The sequence below is a fragment of the Halobacillus campisalis genome (assembly GCF_030345335.1).
GTDB lineage: Bacteria > Bacillota > Bacilli > Bacillales > Halobacillaceae > Halobacillus_A > Halobacillus_A campisalis.
In genome coordinates, this window is record NZ_JAPVRC010000001.1 from 144907 (window position 1) to 166390 (window position 21484).

At 42.2% G+C, this 21484-nt stretch carries 19 protein-coding genes; all 19 read left to right on the top strand.

The genetic code is table 11. The features are described from left to right. Nucleotides 1-103: 103 nt before the first annotated feature. The 19 genes from O2Q26_RS00715 to dapA all read left to right on the top strand — a co-directional run bounded on the left by O2Q26_RS00715 (nt 104) and on the right by dapA (nt 20390). Nucleotides 104-4396: a PolC-type DNA polymerase III gene (locus O2Q26_RS00715; RefSeq protein WP_289214140.1), complete on the top strand. Its 4293-nt coding sequence runs from the start codon at nt 104-106 to the stop codon at nt 4394-4396. Between the two features lie 245 nt (nt 4397-4641). Then, the gene (gene rimP, locus O2Q26_RS00720; RefSeq protein ID WP_253935212.1) at nt 4642-5115 is read left to right on the top strand and encodes a ribosome maturation factor RimP; all 474 of its coding nucleotides are present in this window, start codon (nt 4642-4644) and stop codon (nt 5113-5115) included. Between the two features lie 14 nt (nt 5116-5129). Further along, entirely contained in the window at nt 5130-6224 is a 1095-nt protein-coding gene (nusA, locus tag O2Q26_RS00725; RefSeq protein WP_253935213.1) for a transcription termination factor NusA, read from the top strand. Between the two features lie 12 nt (nt 6225-6236). Beyond that, complete coding sequence (gene rnpM, locus O2Q26_RS00730) at nt 6237-6512, top strand: RNase P modulator RnpM (protein ID WP_289214141.1); 276 nt, start codon at nt 6237-6239, stop codon at nt 6510-6512. Continuing rightward, a complete protein-coding gene (locus O2Q26_RS00735) occupies nt 6509-6820 on the top strand; it encodes a YlxQ family RNA-binding protein (RefSeq protein ID WP_253935215.1) in 312 nt (103 codons plus the stop codon). The genes rnpM and O2Q26_RS00735 overlap by 4 nt, the downstream gene beginning before the upstream one ends. Before the next feature lie 4 nt (nt 6821-6824). Further along, nucleotides 6825-8927, top strand: coding sequence for a translation initiation factor IF-2 (gene infB, locus O2Q26_RS00740; protein ID WP_289214142.1), 2103 nt, complete (start codon nt 6825-6827; stop codon nt 8925-8927). Next, nucleotides 8924-9202: a DUF503 domain-containing protein gene (locus O2Q26_RS00745; protein WP_289214143.1), complete on the top strand. Its 279-nt coding sequence runs from the start codon at nt 8924-8926 to the stop codon at nt 9200-9202. Before infB ends, O2Q26_RS00745 begins: the two co-directional genes overlap by 4 nt. A 24-nt stretch (nt 9203-9226) precedes the next feature. Next, the gene (rbfA, locus tag O2Q26_RS00750; protein WP_253935218.1) at nt 9227-9577 is read left to right on the top strand and encodes a 30S ribosome-binding factor RbfA; all 351 of its coding nucleotides are present in this window, start codon (nt 9227-9229) and stop codon (nt 9575-9577) included. Between the two features lie 136 nt (nt 9578-9713). Continuing rightward, nucleotides 9714-10610 (top strand): tRNA pseudouridine(55) synthase TruB, encoded by an 897-nt coding sequence (gene truB, locus O2Q26_RS00755; protein ID WP_289214144.1) that lies wholly within the window; start codon nt 9714-9716, stop codon nt 10608-10610. An 18-nt stretch (nt 10611-10628) separates the two neighbouring features. Then, a complete protein-coding gene (ribF, locus tag O2Q26_RS00760) occupies nt 10629-11570 on the top strand; it encodes a riboflavin biosynthesis protein RibF (protein WP_289214145.1) in 942 nt (313 codons plus the stop codon). Nucleotides 11571-11696: 126 nt separating this feature from the next. Then, nucleotides 11697-11966 (top strand): 30S ribosomal protein S15, encoded by a 270-nt coding sequence (gene rpsO / locus O2Q26_RS00765; protein ID WP_253935221.1) that lies wholly within the window; start codon nt 11697-11699, stop codon nt 11964-11966. Between the two features lie 115 nt (nt 11967-12081). Further along, complete coding sequence (gene pnp, locus O2Q26_RS00770; RefSeq protein WP_289214146.1) at nt 12082-14211, top strand: polyribonucleotide nucleotidyltransferase; 2130 nt, start codon at nt 12082-12084, stop codon at nt 14209-14211. 128 nt (nt 14212-14339) lie between these two features. Beyond that, nucleotides 14340-15236, top strand: coding sequence for a polysaccharide deacetylase family protein (locus O2Q26_RS00775; protein WP_289214720.1), 897 nt, complete (start codon nt 14340-14342; stop codon nt 15234-15236). Nucleotides 15237-15251: 15 nt separating this feature from the next. After that, complete coding sequence (locus O2Q26_RS00780; RefSeq protein ID WP_289214147.1) at nt 15252-15473, top strand: YlmC/YmxH family sporulation protein; 222 nt, start codon at nt 15252-15254, stop codon at nt 15471-15473. Between the two features lie 132 nt (nt 15474-15605). Continuing rightward, nucleotides 15606-16499 carry a dipicolinic acid synthetase subunit A gene (gene dpaA / locus O2Q26_RS00785; RefSeq protein WP_289214148.1) on the top strand — a complete coding sequence of 298 codons (894 nt, stop codon included), beginning with the start codon at nt 15606-15608 and terminating at the stop codon, nt 16497-16499. Further along, nucleotides 16499-17095 (top strand): dipicolinate synthase subunit B, encoded by a 597-nt coding sequence (locus tag O2Q26_RS00790; protein ID WP_289214149.1) that lies wholly within the window; start codon nt 16499-16501, stop codon nt 17093-17095. The genes dpaA and O2Q26_RS00790 overlap by 1 nt, the downstream gene beginning before the upstream one ends. A 102-nt stretch (nt 17096-17197) precedes the next feature. After that, a complete protein-coding gene (asd, locus tag O2Q26_RS00795) occupies nt 17198-18244 on the top strand; it encodes an aspartate-semialdehyde dehydrogenase (protein WP_289214150.1) in 1047 nt (348 codons plus the stop codon). 22 nt (nt 18245-18266) lie between these two features. After that, nucleotides 18267-19487, top strand: a complete 1221-nt coding sequence (gene dapG / locus O2Q26_RS00800) for an aspartate kinase (protein ID WP_289214151.1) — start codon at nt 18267-18269, stop codon at nt 19485-19487. Nucleotides 19488-19502: 15 nt separating this feature from the next. Further along, nucleotides 19503-20390, top strand: a complete 888-nt coding sequence (gene dapA, locus O2Q26_RS00805) for a 4-hydroxy-tetrahydrodipicolinate synthase (protein WP_289214152.1) — start codon at nt 19503-19505, stop codon at nt 20388-20390. Nucleotides 20391-21484 lie beyond the last annotated feature (1094 nt).

Here is a 21484-nt window from a genome sequence, read left to right on the forward strand (position 1 = left end):
AAAATATAATATACCCTTGCTTATGATATTCAGCAAGGGTATATTTATATCGCCAGTGAACCGATTATTAATTTTAGAAATACCCGCATAGGGAGGAATCACATTGAGTGTGAGCAACCGGGAGAAGATGCACTATCTATTGGAACAAATCCAATTTCCTCAAGAACTAATACAACCTCATTTTGATAACAGCTCACTTGAAAAGCTGACAGTATTCAAAGCTGATAAAAAGTGGCATTTCCATTTCATTTTGGAAAAACCATTGCCGCCTTCGGTCTATCAATTGTTCACAAGTAAATTGCAGGCCGCATTCCGCTCTCTGGCTGCTATAGATTGGACCGTGGAAGCGAAAGAAAAAAACCTGTCTGAAGAGGATGTTATAGAATACTGGCAAGGCTTCATTCAAACGATTGCGAATATTACACCTGGATATAAAGATTTACTTCTTGAACAACTCCCTGAAGTTAACGGGAATAAGATTATGTTAACTTGTAGAAACCTGGCAGAAAGTCACGCAGTGAAGAAGAACTTGGAAGCTCCATTGCAAATGTTCTGCACGAGATCAGGACTTCCTCCTTACATGCTTCAAACCCGTGTGAAAGAGGAACAGGAAGAAATCAAGAAATTCAAAGAAGAACGTCAAAAAGAAGATAAACTCGTAGTCCAGCAAGCAGTGAAAGATCAGGAAGAACGTGCAAAAGTGAAAGAGGATACTAAACCTAAAGGACCTTTAGAAGTAGGGTATAAAATACAAGATGAACCCGAACCGATGGACTCGATTCTTGAAGAAGAGCGGAGAAAGACCGTTCAAGGTTATGTATTTGATGTAGAAGTAAAAGAACTTCGTTCAGGACGCCATTTATTATTACTGAAAGCAACGGATTATACAGATTCTTTCTCTATTAAAATGTTCTCGCGCGGCGATGACCATGCCGAGATGTTCAAGCATGTACAAAAAGGCATGTGGGTCAAAGCGAGAGGTAGTATTCAAACGGATAACTTCACCAGTGAATTGACGATGATGGCTAACGACATCAATGAAATCACCCCGGTGGTCAGAAAAGATGAGGCGCCAGAGGGAGAAAAAAGAATTGAGCTTCATGCCCATACTACAATGAGTCAGATGGATGCGCCTGTCTCTGTGTCCCGATTGGTAGCTCAGGCTTCCGATTGGGGGCACGAAGCGATCGCTATTACCGACCACGCAGTAGCTCAAGCATATCCCGAAGCTCATGCAGCCGGGCAGAAACATGGCGTGAAAATCATTTACGGATTAGAAGCTAATTTAGTAGATGATGGGGTGCCGATTGCGTACGAAGAACAGGACAGAGACTTAGCCAGCGACGTTTATGTAGTATTTGACGTGGAGACGACAGGTCTATCAGCGGTGTACGATAAAATCATTGAATTGGCTGCTGTAAAAATCAAGGATGGGGAAATCATCGACCGGTTTGAATCTTTTGCCAACCCTCATCATCCGCTGTCGCAAACGACTACGGATTTGACGGGAATCACAGATGATATGGTGAAAGATGCCCCGGAAATAGACGACGTTCTAAAAGATTTTCATGCCTGGATGGGCAATGATATTCTCGTAGCTCATAACGCGAGCTTTGACATGGGATTTTTGAATGCAGGATTACAACGCATTGATTTTACAAAAGCAGCTAATCCTGTGATCGATACACTTGAATTGGCAAGGTTTTTAGTACCTGAATTGAAGAACCACCGCCTTAATACGTTGTGTAAACATTTTGATATAGAACTTACTCAGCACCACCGGGCGATCTACGATGCGGAAGCGACTGGCTATTTGCTTTGGAAGCTCGTTAAAAAAGCGATTGAAAAAGGGATAACGAACCATAAGAATCTAAATGATTACATGGGAGAAGGAAAAGCTTATCAACGTTCACGCCCTTCCCATGTGACGCTGCTTGCGAAGAATACAACCGGCTTAAAGAATATTTACCGTCTCGTCTCTGAATCCCATATCAATTACTTCTATCGTGTTCCTAGAATTCCTCGTTCGAGATTGTCTAAGCTTAGGGAAGGTATTCTTATTGGGTCGGGATGTGACAAAGGTGAAGTTTTTGAAGCGGCGATGCAGAAGTCTGAAGAGGAAGCAGAGAAAATCGCTCAGTTTTATGACTATATCGAAGTTCAACCGCCTGGAAACTACTATCATCTATTAGAGAAAGACTTAGTACAAAACGAAGCTCAAATCTATGACATTTTGAAAAAAGTCGTTAAGATCGGGGAACGTTTGAATAAAACAGTGGTGGCTACGGGGAACGTCCATTACCTGGAGCCTCATGATAAGCAATATCGGCAAATCCTTATTTCATCGCAAAACGGAAACCCTTTGAATCGCCAGACTTTGCCTGATGTCCATTTTAAAACGACGAATGAAATGGTAGAAGAGTTTGCATTTCTAGGTGAGAAAAAGGCTCGTGAAATTATAGTTTCTAATACGCAATCTATTAATGAAAGCATTGATGAGGTTACTCCTGTTAAAGACGATTTGTATACACCTAACATAGAAGGTGCGGACGAAGAAATCAGGCAGATGTCTTATAACAAGGCGAAAGGTCTTTATGGCGATGAGCTTCCAGAGCTCGTTGAAAAAAGGCTGGAAAAAGAACTCGATAGTATCATAGGCCACGGTTTTGCGGTTATCTATCTTATTTCACAAAAACTCGTAACTAAATCCCTTGAGGACGGTTATCTTGTAGGTTCCCGTGGTTCGGTAGGATCCTCCTTCGTTGCCACCATGACGGACATCACTGAAGTGAATCCGCTACCGCCTCATTACGTATGCCCGAACTGCCGCCATCATGAATTTTTTACGGACGGTTCAGTAGGTAGCGGTTTTGACCTTGCTGAAAAAGATTGTCCAGAATGCTGCACGGCTTATAAGAAAGATGGACAGGATATTCCTTTTGAAACTTTCCTTGGTTTTAAAGGGGATAAAGTTCCCGATATCGACTTGAACTTCTCGGGTGAATATCAGCCTAAAGCCCACAACTATACAAAAGTTCTATTTGGTGAAGATAATGTGTATCGTGCCGGCACCATCGGAACGATAGCTGAGAAAACGGCTTATGGCTATGTAAAAGGTTATGCAGGAGATAATCAACTTCAATATAAAAATGCGGAAGTGGATCGTCTCGTCCAAGGTTGTACAGGGGTAAAGCGGACAACCGGCCAGCACCCCGGAGGGATAATCGTAGTACCGGACGATATGGATATTTTTGATTTTTCCCCTATCCAATTTCCGGCCGATGATACGAAGTCGGAGTGGAAAACGACCCACTTTGACTTTCACTCGATTCATGACAACCTTTTGAAACTGGATATACTCGGCCACGATGATCCAACCGTAATCCGTATGCTTCAAGACTTAAGCGGGATCGACCAGAAGGAAATCCCTGTCGATGACCCCGAAGTGATGAAAATCTTCAGTGGACCCGAAGCATTGGGTGTCACCGCTGAACAAATAAATTGTAAAACCGGTACGCTCGGTGTACCTGAATTCGGCACACGCTTCGTTCGGCAAATGCTTGAAGATACAAAACCGAAAACCTTTGCTGAGCTTGTTATCATTTCAGGTCTTTCCCACGGTACCGATGTATGGCTCGGGAACGCAGAGCAGCTGATTAATGACGGCATATGCACCCTTCCGGAAGTTATTGGATGTCGAGACGATATTATGGTCTACCTCATGCATAAGGGGTTAGAGCCATCTTTAGCCTTTAAAATCATGGAGTTTGTCAGGAAGGGACGAGGTCTTCAGGATGAGTGGATAGATGAAATGAAGAAGAATGGAGTACCTGACTGGTATATCGATTCGTGTAAAAAGATTAAGTACATGTTCCCGAAAGCGCACGCAGCAGCTTATGTACTGATGGCAGTGAGGATTGCATATTTCAAAGTGCATTATCCGATCTATTTTTACGCGGCTTATTTCACTGTACGCGCTGGAGATTTTGAACTTGAAACGATGATCAAAGGTTCTGAGGCCATTCGTAAACGGTTAGAGGAAATCCAGTCTAAAGGTCTTGATGCGACACCAAAAGAGAAAAACTTGATGACAGTGCTTGAAATCTCTTTAGAAATGTGTGAAAGAGGATACGGCTTTAAACCGGTTGACCTTTATGAGTCCAGCTCCACTGATTTTCTAGTCGAAGGAAATCAGCTGATCCCTCCATTTAATGCAGTCGACGGACTTGGTACCAACGCTGCGATAAGCGTGGTTGAAGCCCGGAAACAAGGGGAGTTCCTTTCTAAACAGGACTTAAGAGAGAGGAGCCGCATTTCTAAGACGGTTCTTGAGTATTTGGATACTCAGGGTTGTTTGGAAGGTATGCCTGACGAGAACCAACTTTCACTATTTTAGGTTCTATTGCATTATAACGGAAACTGTGATATATTTTTTATGGTGAGAAGAGCGATAAGAACGGCCGAAAGAGTGGGGAAACCCACTCTTTCGTTATATTTTAAGCTCACTTTTCAACTATTGATGCGTCACGTAAAGATTTGATTTGCATGTACACCGCTATGATTTTTTCATAGCGGTTTCATTTCGAGTTTAATTTATGTATAAAATAGCTGAATGAACAATTGCACGGGGAGGGATTCCAGTTGAGTAACCAAGTAGTTGAACTTACACAAAAGTTAGTCGAACCTATTTTAGCCGATATGAATTTAGAACTTGTCGAAGTAGAGTATAAGAAAGAAGGTAAGAATTGGTTTTTGCGTGTGTTTATTGATAAGCCTGGCGGCGTGGATATTGAAGAATGCGGGCAAGTTTCTGAACAGCTTAGTGAGAAGCTTGATGAAACTGATCCAATCGAAGCAGCCTACTTTTTAGAGGTTTCCTCTCCAGGAGCAGAAAGACCTCTAAAAACGCAAGCTGATTTTAAAAAGTTCGTAGGAGAGCATGTATACATGAAATTGTACGAACCTATCGATGGAGAAAAAGAATTTGAAGGGACGCTTCAAAGTTTTGAAAATGAAATTGCAAGCGTCGAAATTCGAATCAAAGCACGAAAAAAGCAACTAGAAGTGCCTTTTGATAAAATTGCCAAAGCCAATTTAGCTGTGACTTTTAACTAAAGGGGGATATACTGTTGAGCAGTGAACTATTTGATGCCATGAACTATTTAGAGAAGGAAAAAGGCATTGACAAAGGATTGTTATTGGAGGCACTCGAGGCTGCGCTTATTTCAGCCTATAAGAAGAACTTCAACTCCGCTACAAATGTAAGAGTGGACATTAATGAACAAGAAGGCAGTATGAAAGTATTCGCAAGGAAAGAGATTGTAGAAGAAGTTATGGACCCGCAGCAGGAGATTTCTCTAGAAGAAGCAAAAGAGAAAGACCCGAACTATGTAGCGGAAGATGTAATTGAAGTGGAAGTTACACCTATGGATTTCGGAAGGATAGCTGCGCAGGCAGCGAAGCAGGTAGTTACTCAGCGAGTGAGAGAAGCTGAAAGAGGTATTATCTATGGTGAGTATGTAGACCGTGAAGAGGATGTTATGACGGGAATCATTCAAAGAAAAGACCCGCGTTTCGTCTACGTTAACCTTGGTAAAATCGAAGCAAGACTGCCTGATGGCGAACAGATGCCTACGGAATCTTATGAAGTGCATGATCGGCTTAAAGTTTTCGTTACGAAAGTAGAAAACAGTAATAAAGGACCGCACATTTACGTGTCCAGAACACACCCGGGATTACTGAAGCGATTATTTGAAATGGAAGTTCCTGAGATTTATGATGGAACAGTCGAAGTCCGCTCTGTTGCACGCGAAGCAGGAGACCGTTCTAAGATTTCTGTGTTTGCTGAGGATCCGGAAGTAGATCCGGTCGGCTCTTGTGTAGGCCAGAGAGGTCAGCGCGTTCAAGCCATCGTCAATGAACTTAAAGGTGAAAAAATCGATATCGTTCAGTGGTCAGAAGACCCTGTTGAATACGTATCTAATGCGTTAAGCCCTTCAAAAGTAGTTGAAGTCTTAGTCAATGAAGAAGAAAAGGCTACAACCGTGATTGTTCCTGATTACCAATTATCACTGGCAATTGGCAAGCGCGGGCAAAACGCTCGCCTGGCAGCTAAGCTGACAGGATGGAAGATTGATATCAAAAGCGAAAGCGAAGCTCTTGATGAAGGAATCATTACCCAAACGGAAATTGATGAAGATCCAGAAGACCACATGGAAGAATAAGGAGGGGTAGCGATGGCCCGTTCTAAAAAACAACCTTTAAGAAAATGTGTCGTTACACAGGAGATGAAGCCTAAGAAAGAGCTCATCCGTGTTGTACGAAATAAGGAAGGACATGTGTTCGTTGATACGTCCGGCAAACAGAATGGGCGAGGTGCCTACGTATCCAAAAGTCTGGGTGTCATTAACCAGGCGGAGCAGCAGCAGTCTCTCAACCGCCATCTCAACGCGAAAGTAGAGAAGGAAGTCTATGATGAATTGCGAAAGACTGTTGAAGGTACATCGTCATGAAGAAATATTTAAATATCCTTGGACTTGCTCACAGAGCTGGAAAGCTTACTCTCGGTGAGGAACACATCGTTAAGGATATCCAAAAAGAGAGAGCCAAGCTGGTTCTCATTGCTGATGATATCGGCAAACAAACAAAGAAAAAGCTTACAGATAAATGTAGCTTTTATCATATACCCTGCTATATGGTGGATGATCGTGAAACTCTTTCACACGCCATAGGTCAGTCAGGGAGAGTCGCGATCGCAGTTCTTGACCAAGGATTTGCGAAAAAGTTGCAATCGCTACTCGATGAATCTATTCGGGGGTGAAAGAATGAGTAAAATGCGCGTATATGAATATGCCAAAAAGAATGAACTATCTAGTAAACAGGTAATCGATAAATTAAAAGAAATGAATGTAGAAGTTTCGAATCATATGTCAACAATCGAAGATGATGTAAGAGGAAAGTTGGACCAATCCTTAAATAAAGGGAAAGCACAACCAGCTGCCAAGCAAGATAACTCTAAAGCAGCTTCTAAGAAGCCTGCTCAAAACAATCAGAATAAAGCTAAAAACAATCAACAAAATAAAAAACACAACCAAAAGCCGCAGCAAAATAAACAGCGTCCAGCCCAAAACAATCAAGGGAATAACAACCAAAAACCTGCAGCTAAAAAACAAACACCAGAGAAAATTACTTATGCAGGAAGTCTTACTGTAGGAGAGTTAGCTCAGAAATTAAACAAAGACTCTTCAGAGATCATTAAGAAGCTTATGATGCTTGGTGTAATGGCTACTAAAAACCAGGATTTGGATGCTGATTCAATTGAACTTATTTGTGGAGAGTTCAATGTGGAAGTGGAAGAAGAAGTCATTGTAGATGAAACAGATATTGAAAATATGACTTTTGACGATAATCCTGAAGATCTGCAAGAACGTCCTGCTGTCGTAACGATTATGGGACACGTAGACCATGGTAAAACGACTCTGCTTGATTCCATTCGTAATACGAAGGTCACTGAAGGAGAAGCTGGAGGAATTACGCAGCACATCGGAGCTTATCAAGTTGAAGAAAATGATAAAAAGATTACGTTCTTAGATACCCCGGGACACGCCGCTTTTACAAGCATGCGTTCACGTGGCGCACAAGTTACAGACATCGCGATCCTTGTCGTTGCAGCTGATGATGGTGTCATGCCGCAAACACGTGAAGCTATTAATCATGCTAAAGCTGCAGAAGTTCCTATTATCGTCGCCGTTAATAAAATGGATAAAGAGGGTGCCAATCCAGACCGCATTATGCAGGAATTGATGGAGTATGAGTTGATCTCCGAAGATTTTGGGGGAGAAACGATATTTGTTAAGATGTCCGCTGTGAAAGGTGAAGGAATTGATGAGCTTCTTGAAATGATCGTTCTCGTTTCTGAAATGGAAGAATTCAAAGCCAATCCAGACCGCCCTGCTTACGGTACAGTTATCGAAGCTGAACTTGATAAAGGCCGTGGTCCTGTGGCCACCCTGCTTGTGCAAAATGGTACACTGAAAGTCAGTGACTCTTTAGTTGTAGGTAACACTTATGGTCGTGTGCGTGCTATGGTCAATGATTTAGGGCGCAGAGTAAAAACTGCTGCACCATCTACACCAGTAGAAATTACCGGCTTAAATAATGTACCTCAAGCTGGAGACCGCTTCCTCGTTTTTGAAGATGAGAAGAAAGCGCGGAGTATCGGTGAAGCAAGAGCTCAAAAGCAAATTGAAGCTGACAGAAGTGCTACAGCCAGAGTGAGTCTTGATGATTTATTCGATCAGATCAAACAGGGTGAAATTAAAGATATTAATTTGATCGTTAAAGCGGATGTTCAAGGTTCACTAGAAGCACTCTCAGGATCTCTTGAGAAAATCGAAGTCGAAGGCGTCAAAGTGAAAATTATTCATGCGGGCGTTGGAGCGATCACAGAATCAGATATTACACTTGCTTCCGCTTCGAATGCCATCGTAATTGGTTTCAACGTACGTCCAGATGGGAATGCTAGAAAAGCAGCAGAATCCGAAGATGTTGAAATCCGTTTGCACAATATCATTTACAAAGTGATGGAAGAAATTGAAGCGGCTATGAAAGGCATGCTTGACCCTGAATATGAGGAAAAAATCATCGGTCAAGTCGAAGTACGCGAAATCTTCAAAGTTTCAAAAATCGGTACAATCGCCGGTTCTTATGTAACCGAAGGTAAAATTACGCGTAATTCCGGAATTCGTGTCATCCGCGATGGTGTAGTTATTAACGAAGGTGAAGTTGATGCACTGAAACGCTATAAAGATGATGCAAAAGAGGTAGCTAAAGGTTATGAATGTGGAATAACTATTAAGAACTTCAATGACTTGAAGGTCGGTGACATCATCGAGCCTTACGAAATGCAGGAGATCGAACGCACATGATTTTAAGTGCTGAGGTGGAATGTATATTATATGACGCCCAGTCCTTGAAGGAAAAACGTTCAGTGATCAAGCGAATTCAAAAAAGGCTTGCAAATGAATATAATGTAGCCGTCAGCGAACTGGATTTCCAGAACTTATGGCAGCGTACATGTATAGGCATTGTAACGATCGCGAGCAGTAAAGTGATCGCTGAGCAGACGATTCAGCAAGCTCTGAGTTTCATTGATTCGTTTCCTGAAATTGAACGGACAAATACAGTAACCGAATGGCTGTAATGTTGTGGTTGAAGAGGTGATATAATGAATGATTTACGTGCAAACCGCGTAGGGGAGCAAATGAAAAAGGAATTGACTGATATAATCAGTAAGAAGATCAAAGACCCTCGAGTGGGGTTTGTCACTGTTACTGAAGTTAAAGTAACCGGTGATCTTCAGCAAGCCAAAGTATTTATTTCTGTGTTAGGTGATGAAAAGCAGAAACATGATACGCTTGTAGGACTTGCCAAGGCTAAAGGGTTCATCCGCTCTGAAATCGGTCAAAGAATTCGCTTGCGTAAAACACCTGAAATTACGTTCGAGTTCGATGATGCAATTGAGAGAGGAAATCGGATTGAAACCATCCTTAAAGATTTAAACGATACGGAAAGCTAAAGGAAGTCAGTTCTTATTTCTTCATAGAATGATGAATGGGCATATTTTAGCTGGACGTTTGCATTCACACTCCGTGCTGCTCTAGCACGGAGTTTTCTATGACCAATTTTCATTAGGATAAAGGAGTGTTACCGTCATGCATGGTATTCTTCCATTATGGAAAGAAAAAGGCTTTACTTCACATGACTGTGTGAGTAAAGCGCGAGGTATGCTGAAAACGAAAAAAATCGGACATACTGGAACGTTAGATCCTGATGTTGAAGGGGTCCTCCCTCTTTGTATAGGCAAGGCCACGAAGATTGTTCCATTCCTCACGGATACGGAAAAGGTATATGAAGCGACTGTAACACTTGGGTGTGCTACTGAGACAGAGGATGCATCGGGTGAAATCATAGATCAGAAGCCGGTGAATAACGTGCCTTCTGAAAATGAAATCCTACAAATAATAAAACGGTTTGAAGGGCAGATCAAGCAAATCCCGCCAATGTATTCAGCTGTGAAGGTAAACGGCAAACGCTTATACCAATATGCCCGGGACGGGGAAACAGTACAGCGGCCGGAAAGAACAGTCAATATTAAACATATTGAGCTAGTTGATGCACCAGAGGCCGCAGTCAATGAGCAATATTCTTTTACATTAAGAGTCGTCTGCTCCAAAGGTACGTACATAAGGACCTTATGTGTGGATATAGGTAAAGCGCTGGGCTATCCTGCCCATATGTCAGCTCTTGTCAGGGAACAGACGGGAAGTATCAGTAAAGAACATTGTTATACTTTCTCTGAAATTCAGCAATTTGTAGACGATGGAAATGTTGGAGATGTAATCCTGGCTTTAGACAGAGGTCTAGATCATTTGCAGGTGCTGACAGTGTCAGAGGAGCAAAGATTTGCGATAGAGCACGGTCAAGTACTGCCGATGCCTGACCATTTATTTCAAGAACCTTTTGTAATAAAATGTAATGGAGAGGTGCTTGCGATCTATCAGCAGCACCCCGGAAAACCCGATAAAATTAAACCGGTACGAGTATTTTGAGTTAAAGCAGGTGAAATAATGAGAACTTTTCATTTAAGTTCAGAAAGCCCAATTGTTTCCGAAGACCTATCAGCGAGTGCTTTAGCTGTAGGTTTTTTCGACGGCATCCATAAAGGGCACCAGCAGGTTATCAGAACAGCTGTTCAACAAGCAGATAAGTTAGGTATAGATACGGCTGTCATGACGTTTACGCCTCACCCCTCCGTTGTGTTGAATAAAAGTGTGCAGCACGCACGTTACATCACTCCTCTTCCTGAAAAAGAGCGCATATTACAAGACATGGGAGTCGATAAACTGTTTGTCGTCCATTTTGATCTTGCTCTAGCTTCTTTATCCCCTGCCGAATTTGCGGAAAAATTTTTCGTAGATTTGAATATTCGTCATGTAGTAGCTGGTTTTGATTTCAGCTTTGGTTATAAAGGCAAAGGATCAATGAAGGAGCTTCCATCCTACGCAAAAGGAAGGTTTACAACTACAACCGTAGCTAAAGTCTCGCAGGGAGATGAGAAAATCAGTTCTACTCGGATTCGCGGACTGTTAAATCAAGGTGATATGGCAGAGATTAAAACTCTGTTGAATCGGCCTTATAGCATCCAGGGAGAAGTGGTCGAAAGCCAAACAAGCAGAGAAGCTCCCGGCCCTCCGATGATTAATATTCACATGAATGAAGCATATTACCCGCCAGCCTTTGGTATATATGCGGTAGAGGTGGAATTTAGAGGGGAAATCCATAAGGGAATGGCTGTTTACAGTATGGGTTTGTTAAGGAGCGAACAGAATGAAGAGGGCTGTTTAGAAGTCCGCACATTCGACAGTGATCCTTACCTTTACGGGGAAAAGATAAGGATCTTCTTTCACGATTTCATACGGCCCGTGATAGAGTGCGAAGACCGGGAGCAATTGATGGAGCAGCTTTTGAATGACGAACGAGAATGCCGGAGGATCCTGACTTTATTATAAGTTTCCCCTTGCATTTTACTCTCAAAAATTGTACTCTTTAATATGGAACCTTCGCTTGGCGGCGCGTATCTCCGACGTCCGCTCGGGGAAAGGGAATCTTTAAAAACTATAGGAGGTGTAGCTATAATGGCTATCACACAGGAACGTAAAAATGAATTAATCAATGAGTATAAAACTCATGAGAAAGACACTGGATCTGCTGAAGTACAGATTGCTGTCCTTACAGAGCAAATCACGAACTTGAACCAACACTTGCGTACTCACAAGCAAGATCACCACTCTCGTCGTGGATTGCTTAAAATGGTAGGTAGACGCCGTAACTTGCTTAACTACCTGCGTAATAAAGACATTACACGTTACCGTGAATTAATTAAGAGTCTTGGCCTACGTCGCTAATGTATTTAGGAAAAGCGGGAGTTTATCCCGCTTTTTCTGTATGTTTACATAAATAAAGTGTAAACTGTGAGATAGATTCTATTTTTTTATTGTGAATGAGAGGAGTAATTAATTTATGGCAGAAGAAAATCAAGTGTTTTCTATTGATGTAGCTGGCCGTACATTCTCCGTTGAAGTAGGAGAATTAGCTAAACAAGCAAGCGGCGCTGCAATGATCAAGTATGGCGATACATCTGTTCTTTCTGCAGCAACTGGCTCAAAAGAACCTAAAGATCTGCCTTTTTTCCCGCTGACAGTGAATTATGAAGAACGTCTTTACGCTGTCGGTAAGATTCCTGGAGGTTTCATTAAGCGTGAAGGGCGCCCAAGTGATAAAGCCGTTCTTGCCTCTCGTCTAATTGACCGTCCGATTCGTCCGCTATTCCCTGATGGATTCAGAAATGACGTGCAAGTTATCAGCACCGTGATGAGTGTGGACCAGGACTGTTCCTCTGAAATGGCAGCTATGCTTGGTTCTTCTATTGCATTAAGCATTTCTGATATACCGTTTGGCGGACCTATCGCTGGCGTAGTTGTAGGACGTGTAGATGGAGAGTTCATTTTGAACCCGACGGTTGCACAGCAGGAACAAAGTGATATTGATTTGACGGTAGCGGGTACTAAAGATGCCATCAACATGGTTGAGGCTGGCGCTAAAGAAGTATCAGAGGAAGACATGCTTGAAGCGATTATGCTTGGTCATGAAGAGATTAAGCGTCTTGTGGCTTTTCAAGAAGAGATCGTTGCAGCTGTCGGAAAAGAAAAGATGGAAGTGCAGCTTTTCGACTTGGATCAAGAGCTTAAAGATAAGGTTGAAGCCGAGGCTACTGAACCAATGGTGACGGCTATTCAAACGGAAGAGAAAAAAGCTCGTGAGGAAGCTATTGATGAAGCTAAAAAGTCGATTGTCCAAGCTTATGAAGAACTAGAAGCTGACGAGGCTACGATTAAACAAGTGAAATCAATCCTTGATAACATCGTTAAAGAGGAAGTGCGACGCCTCATTACTAAAGATAAAATCCGTCCAGACGGCAGAGGCCCGGATGAAATCCGTAAGCTTTCCTCTAGAGTGGGTATTTTACCTCGTACACACGGATCAGGATTGTTCACTCGTGGACAAACACAAGCCTTGAGTATTTGTACGCTAGGCGCTTTAGGCGATGTGCAGATTTTAGATGGTCTTGACTTAGAGGAATCTAAACGCTTCATGCACCACTACAATTTCCCTCATTATTCTGTTGGTGAAACAGGCCCTATCCGCGGTCCAGGCCGCCGGGAAATCGGACACGGTGCCCTTGGTGAACGCGCTCTGGAAGTGGTGATTCCTTCTGAAAAAGAATTCCCTTATACGATCCGTCTCGTTTCAGAAGTGTTAGAGTCCAATGGTTCTACTTCTCAAGCTAGTATATGCGCAAGCACGCTGGCTATGATGGACGCAGGAGTTCCTCTAAAAGCACCCGTAGCGGGTATTGCGATGGGTCTTGTGAAATCTGGAGAAGACTATACCATTCTCACTGACATTCAGGGGATGGAAGACTTCCTAGGCGACATGGATTTCAAAGTTGCAGGAACAGAACAAGGTATTACAGCACTTCAAATGGATATTAAAATTGAAGGACTATCCCGAGCGATCCTGGAAGAAGCTTTAGCACAAGCTAAAACAGGACGTATGGAAATCCTAAGCTCTATGATGGCGACGATCCCTGAATCAAGAGCAGAACTTTCTCGTTACGCTCCAAAAATTATGACGATGAAGATTAACCCTGACAAAATTCGTGACGTCATTGGACCTAGTGGTAAACAAATCAATCAAATTATTGATGACACCGGAGTCAAAATCGATATTGAGCAGGATGGTACCGTGTTCGTCTCTTCTACAGAAGCGGAAATGAACAAAGTAGCTATGAAAATTATTGAAGACATCGTTCGTGAAGTAGAAGCTGGTGAAGTATATGACGGCAAAGTTAAACGAGTTGAGAAATTCGGAGCTTTTGTCGAGTTGTTCAAAGGAAAAGAAGGACTAGTGCATATTTCCGAGCTTGCTGAAGAACGTATAGGCAAAGTCGAAGATGTTGTCGATGTCGGTGACACACTTAAAGTGAAAGTCAAAGAAATCGATAAGCAAGGCCGAATCAATCTATCACACAAAGCTATTCTTGTAGAAGAAAAGAAGCAAAAAGAAAAAGAAAAAGAAGCAAGTGAGTAATGAAAAAGAGAGACTGGTAAACCAGTTTCTTTTTTTTATGTCTTTTTTTAAGCTGTTGATAAAAGCATCTTCTATGGCTGTCCTACTTTGCATATATTGCTAACAAGGGGTGAGTGCCATTGCATGTGATGATCAGAGTCACAGCCTTTATATTTCTAATTGCCATTATTGCAGGAGTACAGGATAAACATACAGTATCAACTTCTGCCGATGCAACGCTTTATGAAACGATAAAGGAAAAACGACAAGATTATTATATAGCTCCACAAAATGCAAAGATTGATAAGGTGTGGAAAAAAACACCTGGACTAAACGGACGGGAAGTGAACGTAGATAAATCTTATCAAAATATGAAGGAAGATCGTAAATTCAATGAAAAGAAACTTGCGTATAACGAAATTTCCCCTGAGATTTCACTCAAAGACTTACCAGCTGCCCCTATATATAAAGGGCATGTTGATAAAAAAATGGTGAGTTTGCTGATCAATGTATCCTGGGGCGAGGAATATATCCCCTCCATGCTGAAAACATTTGCTTCACACCGGATCAAGGGGAATTTTTTTATAGACGGTGCATTTGCTAAAGATAATAAACAGCTGATGCAAATGATCGCAGAGGATGGTCATGTAATTGGGAGCCATGGTTACGGCCATCCAGACTTTTCTAAATTAGATGCATCGTCTGTTGAGAAGAACTTAGAATCCACTAATGAAATTCTCGAGGCGTTTACGGATGAAAATATAAAATGGTTTGCCCCTCCTTCTGGCAGCTTCTCCAATCAAACGTTAGAAACTGCGTATGCAATGAACATGGAGACTGTATTATGGTCTGTAGATACCATTGACTGGAGGAAACCCACAAAAGGTGTGCTGATTGAAAGGGTTGTCAGTAAACTGCACAATGGAGCGACTATTTTGATGCATCCAACTGAAGTCACATCTGAAAGCCTCGATGATTTAATTAAAATGATCAAAGAAGACTACAAGATTGTGGAATATCCTCGTTTGATCAGTGAGAAACGGTGAAGGGTGGCACATACGGTGAGACTCAGACATTTAGCTTCTAAAGAGGTTATTGATGTACGAGAAGGTAAAAAGCTCGGCATACTTGGCCAAGCGGATTTGACGATTGACCCTAACAGCGGCCGTATCCTTTCTTTGATCGTTTTGAACAGGGGTCTCTTTCATTCTAAAACAGAAACTGTGATTGAGTGGGATTACGTTGAAATCATAGGTGAAGACACAATTTTAATAAGTAAATGAGCTGTGACTCCATGTCACAGCTTTTTTTATGGAGTCATAAGCTACTTGAAGGTTGAGGTTCGAACACACTTAAAAAGGTGAAATGCATACGATACAAGGAGATGAAACCTAATAAAAAGGAGACTTCACGGCATGCTAACTGGACACCATGTGGCCGTCATAGGGGGCGACGCCCGCCAAATTGAAATTATAAGAAGATTGCATGAGTGGGATGCTCATGTATATTTAGCTGGTTTTGATCAATTAAACGGTAGTTTTACTGAATGTATCGAGCTTGATTTTAGTGGTCCTCAGGCAGAACAGCTTGATGCTCTCATTCTTCCCATTGCAGGTACGGATGAAAATGGAAACATTGATGGGATATTTACGAACAAGATGCTCAGCTTAACCGCGGAATGGCTCAAAAGAACACCTGCCCACTGCCAAATCTATACGGGTATCGCTAATCAAACATTAAAAGACCTGGCTGCTAAGGCAGAGAGAGAACTAATTTCATTGATGGATCGTGACGATGTAGCCATATACAACTCTATTCCTACTGTAGAAGGAACGATTATGATGGCAATACAACATACGGATTTTACAATTCACGGATCTAATGTCATTATCCTGGGCCTCGGAAGGGTAGGAATGAGCCTGGCTCGTGCTTTTGATCATTTAGGGGCTAAAGTGACGGTAGGAGTACGTTCTTCGGCTGGAGCAGCCCGAGTACACGAAATGGGGATGCAGTCACTTGATATGAGGAGCATGGAAAACTTGGAATTTAATTGTGACTATTTGATAAACACAGTACCTGCCCCTGTGGTAGATGCATCAGTGATCAAAAAGTTACCTTCTCACTGTCTCATTTTAGATTTAGCTTCTAAACCAGGTGGTGCAGATTTTCGTTATGCTGAAAAGCGCGGAATCAAAGCGATTTTGGTTCCTGGACTTCCCGGAATCGTAGCCCCGAAAACGGCAGGGAAAATAGTTGCGAATGTTATTTGCAGAAAACTTCAGGAAAATAACCGAAAGGCGGATGAATAATGACTAGTTTAAAAGGAAAAACAATAGGATTTGGCCTTACCGGTTCTCATTGTACGTACCATGAGGTTTTTCCTATTTTACAAAAATTAAAAGATTTAGGAGCTACTATTGTTCCAGTGTTATCAAGTACTGTGCAAAAAACTGATACACGATTCGGTGAAGCTAAAGAGCATATTGAAACGATTGAGAAGATTACGGGGGAAAATATCATCATGACGATTCCAGATGCAGAGCCTTTAGGACCGACAAGGCCACTGGACTGTATGGTCATAGCTCCTATGACAGGTAACTCTACTAGTAAATTTGCAAATGCATTAACCGATTCGCCCGTATTGATGGCAGCTAAAGCCACATTACGAAATGGGAAGCCGGTAGTACTTGCGATTTCTACAAACGATGCGTTAGGATTAAACGGTGTGAACGTTATGAAATTAATGGCTGCTAAAAACATTTATTTTGTTCCATTCGGGCAGGATCATCCATACAAAAAGCCAAATTCATTGGTTTCTGATATGACGCTGATTCCAGAAACGATTGAAGCGGCTTTAGATGGAAAGCAGAAGCAGCCTGTCTTAATTGAAAGGTATAAATCTTAAATCTCTTAAATTCGTTCCAGTTTTTACTACACTTATGGTAAAATAAGAAATAGTGACTTTAAGCGACAAACCAATTTCAACAATCAGGAAAGGGGATACATTATGACACAATCAAACCAATATAACATAGCCGTAGTAGGTGCCACAGGGGCGGTCGGACAAAAAATGCTGGAAACGCTGGAAGACCGAAGCTTTCCTATTAAAGAGCTGAAATTATTGTCATCCAGCCGTTCAGCAGGGACAAAAATGACGTTCAAAGGAACAGAATACACTCTTGAGGAAGCAACGCCTGAAAGCTTTGAAAATATCGATATCGCATTATTCTCAGCAGGCGGATCTGTTTCTAAGAAACTAGCACCTGAAGCAGTGAAACGCGGAGCACTCGTAATAGACAATACAAGTGCTTATCGGATGGATGAAAGTGTGCCGTTAGTTGTACCTGAAGTGAACGAAGCGGATATCCAAAACCATAACGGAATTATTGCAAACCCTAATTGTTCCACGATTCAAATGGTTGCCGCGCTAGAACCTATCAAACAAAATTTAGGTCTCAGCCGCGTAATTGTTTCTACTTATCAGGCTGTGTCTGGTGCTGGAAACGAAGCAGCAGATGAACTGCGTCAACAATCTCAATCATTCTTGAATGGTGAAGATTTAGAAGCTAACATCCTTCCTGTGGGCGGTGATGAGAAGCATTACCCAATCGCTTTTAATGCCCTCCCGCAAATAGATAAATTCCAGGAAAATGGATACACTTTCGAAGAAATGAAAATGATCAATGAAACGAAAAAAATCATGCACGCTCCCAAACTCCAAGTTGCGGCTACTTGTGTACGTCTGCCTTTCTTCACTTCACATGCAGAGAGTGTGTACGTTGAGGTAGATCAAAAAGGAGTGACTGTCGATCATTTAAAAGATTTGATCAGTAAAGCAGAAGGAATCGTACTAGAGGATGATCCTGCAAACCAGTCTTATCCTACACCTTTAAGCTCAGCCGGTAAGCGTGATGTTTTCGTCGGACGTATAAGAAAAGATCTTGATCACGAAAATGGTTTCCACCTTTGGGTAGTCTCTGATAATTTACTTAAAGGAGCTGCTTGGAATTCTGTGCAAATCGCTGAGAGAGTCATAGCCAATCAGTGGTTGTAATCTGAATAGTTGAGGTGTGAACATGAAAATACTTGTACAAAAATTCGGTGGTACATCCGTGCGGGATCATGATGGAAGATCCCGTGCGATCACCCATATTAAATCGGCAATCAATGATGGATATAAAGTCGTTGTTACAGTTTCAGCGATGGGGCGAAAGGGCGATCCTTACGCAACAGATACTTTGCTCGGACTGGTAGAACACCCGTCATCTAAAATAACGTCACGAGAGCAGGATATGCTGATGTCTTGCGGTGAAACGATATCTTCAGTCGTGTTCGCCCATGAACTTTTAGATTCCGGAATTCGTGCGGCCAGCCTTTCAGGAGCTGCCGCAGGTTTCTTGACGAACGATGATTTTACAAGGGCGAAAATTTTGCGGATGGATACGAGTCGTCTATTATCTGAACTGGAACAAAATGATGTCGTCGTTGTCGCTGGCTTTCAAGGGAAAACTGAAGGGGGAGACGTGACGACGATCGGCCGCGGAGGAAGTGATACGAGTGCAGCAGCTCTTGGTGCTGCCCTTAAAGCTGACTATATTGATATCTTTACAGATGTCGATGGAATTATGACAGCGGATCCTCGTATTGTAGAGTCGGCACGAGCTCTTCATGCTGTTACTTATAATGAAATTTGTAATTTAGCTTATCAGGGAGCGAAAGTCATTCATCCTAGAGCGGTTGAAATTGCGATGCATGCTAAGGTTCCTATGCGTGTTAGATCCACCTATTCAGACTTGCCAGGTACGTTGGTTGCCGCTTCAAGAGAGGGCGAAGCGGGGAATGACATTCCTGACCGTCTAGTTACGGGAATCGCTCATATGGCTGGTATATCGCAAATCAAAGTTCAATCAAAAGAGGACTCTTCCAAGTTGCAGTCTGAGGTATTTAAATCGATGGCAGAAGCAAACATATCCGTCGACTTTATTAATATTTCTCCAAGTGGCGTAAGCTATACCATAGATAGCATTTATACACACCAGGCGTTGCAGATTCTGACGGACTTAGGATATGAACCGGAAATCAGAGAGGGATGTGCCAAAGTCTCTACAGTAGGTGCAGGTATTACCGGGGTACCCGGTGTGACGGCGAAAATTGTGCAGACACTTATTGAACGAGGCGTGCAAATTTTGCAATCAGCTGACTCGCATACCACTATATGGGTACTTATCAAAGATGAAGATTTAATTCAGGCTGTAAATGCTTTACACGATATTTTTGAATTAAATGTGGAAAAATGAAAGGGGATTTAGGTCGTGGATTTCGGAAAAGTACTAACTGCTATGGTCACTCCTTTTGACCAACATGGCAATGTGGACCTAAAAAAAACTTCCAGCCTTGTGGAGTATTTAATAGATCACGGAACAGATGGATTAGTTGTAGCAGGAACAACAGGAGAATCGCCGACCTTGACTACGGAAGAAAAGCTGGCCCTATTCAGCCACGTCGTCAAAGCCGTTAACGGCCGGATTCCGGTTATAGCCGGAACCGGCAGTAATAATACACAACAATCCATTGAGCTGTCAAAAAGAGCAGAACAAACAGGCGTAGATGGGATCATGCTTGTTACCCCTTATTACAACAAACCCAATCAGCGTGGTATGTATGAACATTTTAAAACCATTGCCGAATCCGTCTTGAAACCCGTCATGCTCTACAACATTCCTGGGCGGTCTGCTGTACGACTGGATGTATCAACTATAATTGAGCTTTCAAGGGTTCCTAATATTGTCTCCGTCAAAGAGGCTACAGGCGATTTGGATAGTATGGCCCAAATTATTGATCAAACCGATGAAACGTTTTCTTTGTATAGTGGGGATGACAGTTTGACTTTGCCTATCTATGCTATCGGAGGGCATGGGGTAGTGTCTGTTTCCGCTCATGTGGTAGGGAAAGAAATGAAGGAAATGCTGCGTTTATTTGATGAAGGAAAGAATTCTGAAGCGGCAAAGCTGCACAGAAAGCTGATTCCATTATTCAAGGGAATGTTCAGCGCTCCATCCCCAGCGCCGGTGAAGGCAGGCCTTCAAATGAAAGGACTGGATACCGGCGGCGTTCGACTCCCGCTTGTACCACTAACTCAAGAAGAACGACTCACCATCCAATTTTTAATGGAACATTTCAAACAAGAAACAGCAAAGTGAGCTTTGCTGTTTTTTTACTGTTATAAAAGAGTAGAAACGGTTCTGTTCTTCATTTAGAATACTGTGAAAACATCTTACCCCAGCCCCCTCGTAAATGATTTCATATTTTTTTATAAGATTTTCATTAAAATACGAAAGCATCAGTTGACTTTAAAATATGCTTTATACAGTATGCATATTAAAAAGTTAAAGTTAAGCTGTTCCACTAAAACTCCCTATTCTTAAAGACTCAGTTTCGAGACTTTTGTGTGAGGATATGGTGGCTTTAGAAAACGGATCGCTTTCCGTGGGCATGTGGTGAGCTTCCTCAGGCTTCGCCTTCCGGGATCTCACCTACCATGTACATCCCACAGGAGTCTCACCGTTTTCTAAAGTCACCATACAATTGGAAGCCGCTCGAAACTACACCAAGTTTAAGTATATTAGCCACTGATTAGGAAATATTAGAAAACACCGTGTATCCCAGGAGTCTATCCTTTTTTGGAACTTCTTGCCTTTGCGAGGATAACGGAACCATTTTTTGCGGTGCTTCACTTAAAAAATAACTGCTCTTGAGTGATAAACAGCAAGAATGTCGTATGCAATAAAATGTTTGAAACTACCTTAAAATGCAGGTTTTATAACTAAAATGCTATAGCCATACCACCGGAGTTTAATACTCACATTATTACTTAGAAGGTTCTTTTTACAGCGATTTCGAGAAGCACATCTAAAGTAAGGGGCGGCGGGGAATGGGGAGACTCCTGTGGGAAGAGAGTGCTTGGTGAGGTCCCGCAGGACGGGACGTCCGAGGAAGCTCACCGCGCTCCCACGGAAAGCGAGTCATTCCCCGCCGCCCTGATCCACTCCCCCAATGTCTCGAATTCAAGTCTTCAAGTATCCTGCTAGTTTGTTTAAGAAGGTTCTTTCACAGTCTTTGTATCAAATGACTTTGATTACACTTTAATGGTAGGAGATTAAACAAGTGAAGGTAACCTAATTTACAGGTAAAATGTATTACAACATGAATGGATACTCCAAGCTATGTTATATACCATCCAAGATGTCTAACAAATTGATATTGAAAACAGCAAAGTGAGCTTTGCTGTTTTTTG

What these genes read in the sequence shown, in the direction of transcription:
- rnpM (WP_289214141.1), top strand. Translation starts at nt 6,237, where the DNA reads ATGGCCCGTTCTAAAAAACAACCTTTAAGAAAATGTGTCGTTACACAG.
- O2Q26_RS00735 (WP_253935215.1), top strand. Translation starts at nt 6,509, where the DNA reads ATGAAGAAATATTTAAATATCCTTGGACTTGCTCACAGAGCTGGAAAG.
- infB (WP_289214142.1), top strand. Translation starts at nt 6,825, where the DNA reads ATGAGTAAAATGCGCGTATATGAATATGCCAAAAAGAATGAACTATCT.
- O2Q26_RS00745 (WP_289214143.1), top strand. Translation starts at nt 8,924, where the DNA reads ATGATTTTAAGTGCTGAGGTGGAATGTATATTATATGACGCCCAGTCC.
- rbfA (WP_253935218.1), top strand. Translation starts at nt 9,227, where the DNA reads ATGAATGATTTACGTGCAAACCGCGTAGGGGAGCAAATGAAAAAGGAA.
- truB (WP_289214144.1), top strand. Translation starts at nt 9,714, where the DNA reads ATGCATGGTATTCTTCCATTATGGAAAGAAAAAGGCTTTACTTCACAT.
- ribF (WP_289214145.1), top strand. Translation starts at nt 10,629, where the DNA reads ATGAGAACTTTTCATTTAAGTTCAGAAAGCCCAATTGTTTCCGAAGAC.
- rpsO (WP_253935221.1), top strand. Translation starts at nt 11,697, where the DNA reads ATGGCTATCACACAGGAACGTAAAAATGAATTAATCAATGAGTATAAA.
- pnp (WP_289214146.1), top strand. Translation starts at nt 12,082, where the DNA reads ATGGCAGAAGAAAATCAAGTGTTTTCTATTGATGTAGCTGGCCGTACA.
- O2Q26_RS00775 (WP_289214720.1), top strand. Translation starts at nt 14,340, where the DNA reads ATGATCAGAGTCACAGCCTTTATATTTCTAATTGCCATTATTGCAGGA.
- dpaA (WP_289214148.1), top strand. Translation starts at nt 15,606, where the DNA reads ATGCTAACTGGACACCATGTGGCCGTCATAGGGGGCGACGCCCGCCAA.
- O2Q26_RS00790 (WP_289214149.1), top strand. Translation starts at nt 16,499, where the DNA reads ATGACTAGTTTAAAAGGAAAAACAATAGGATTTGGCCTTACCGGTTCT.
- asd (WP_289214150.1), top strand. Translation starts at nt 17,198, where the DNA reads ATGACACAATCAAACCAATATAACATAGCCGTAGTAGGTGCCACAGGG.
- dapG (WP_289214151.1), top strand. Translation starts at nt 18,267, where the DNA reads ATGAAAATACTTGTACAAAAATTCGGTGGTACATCCGTGCGGGATCAT.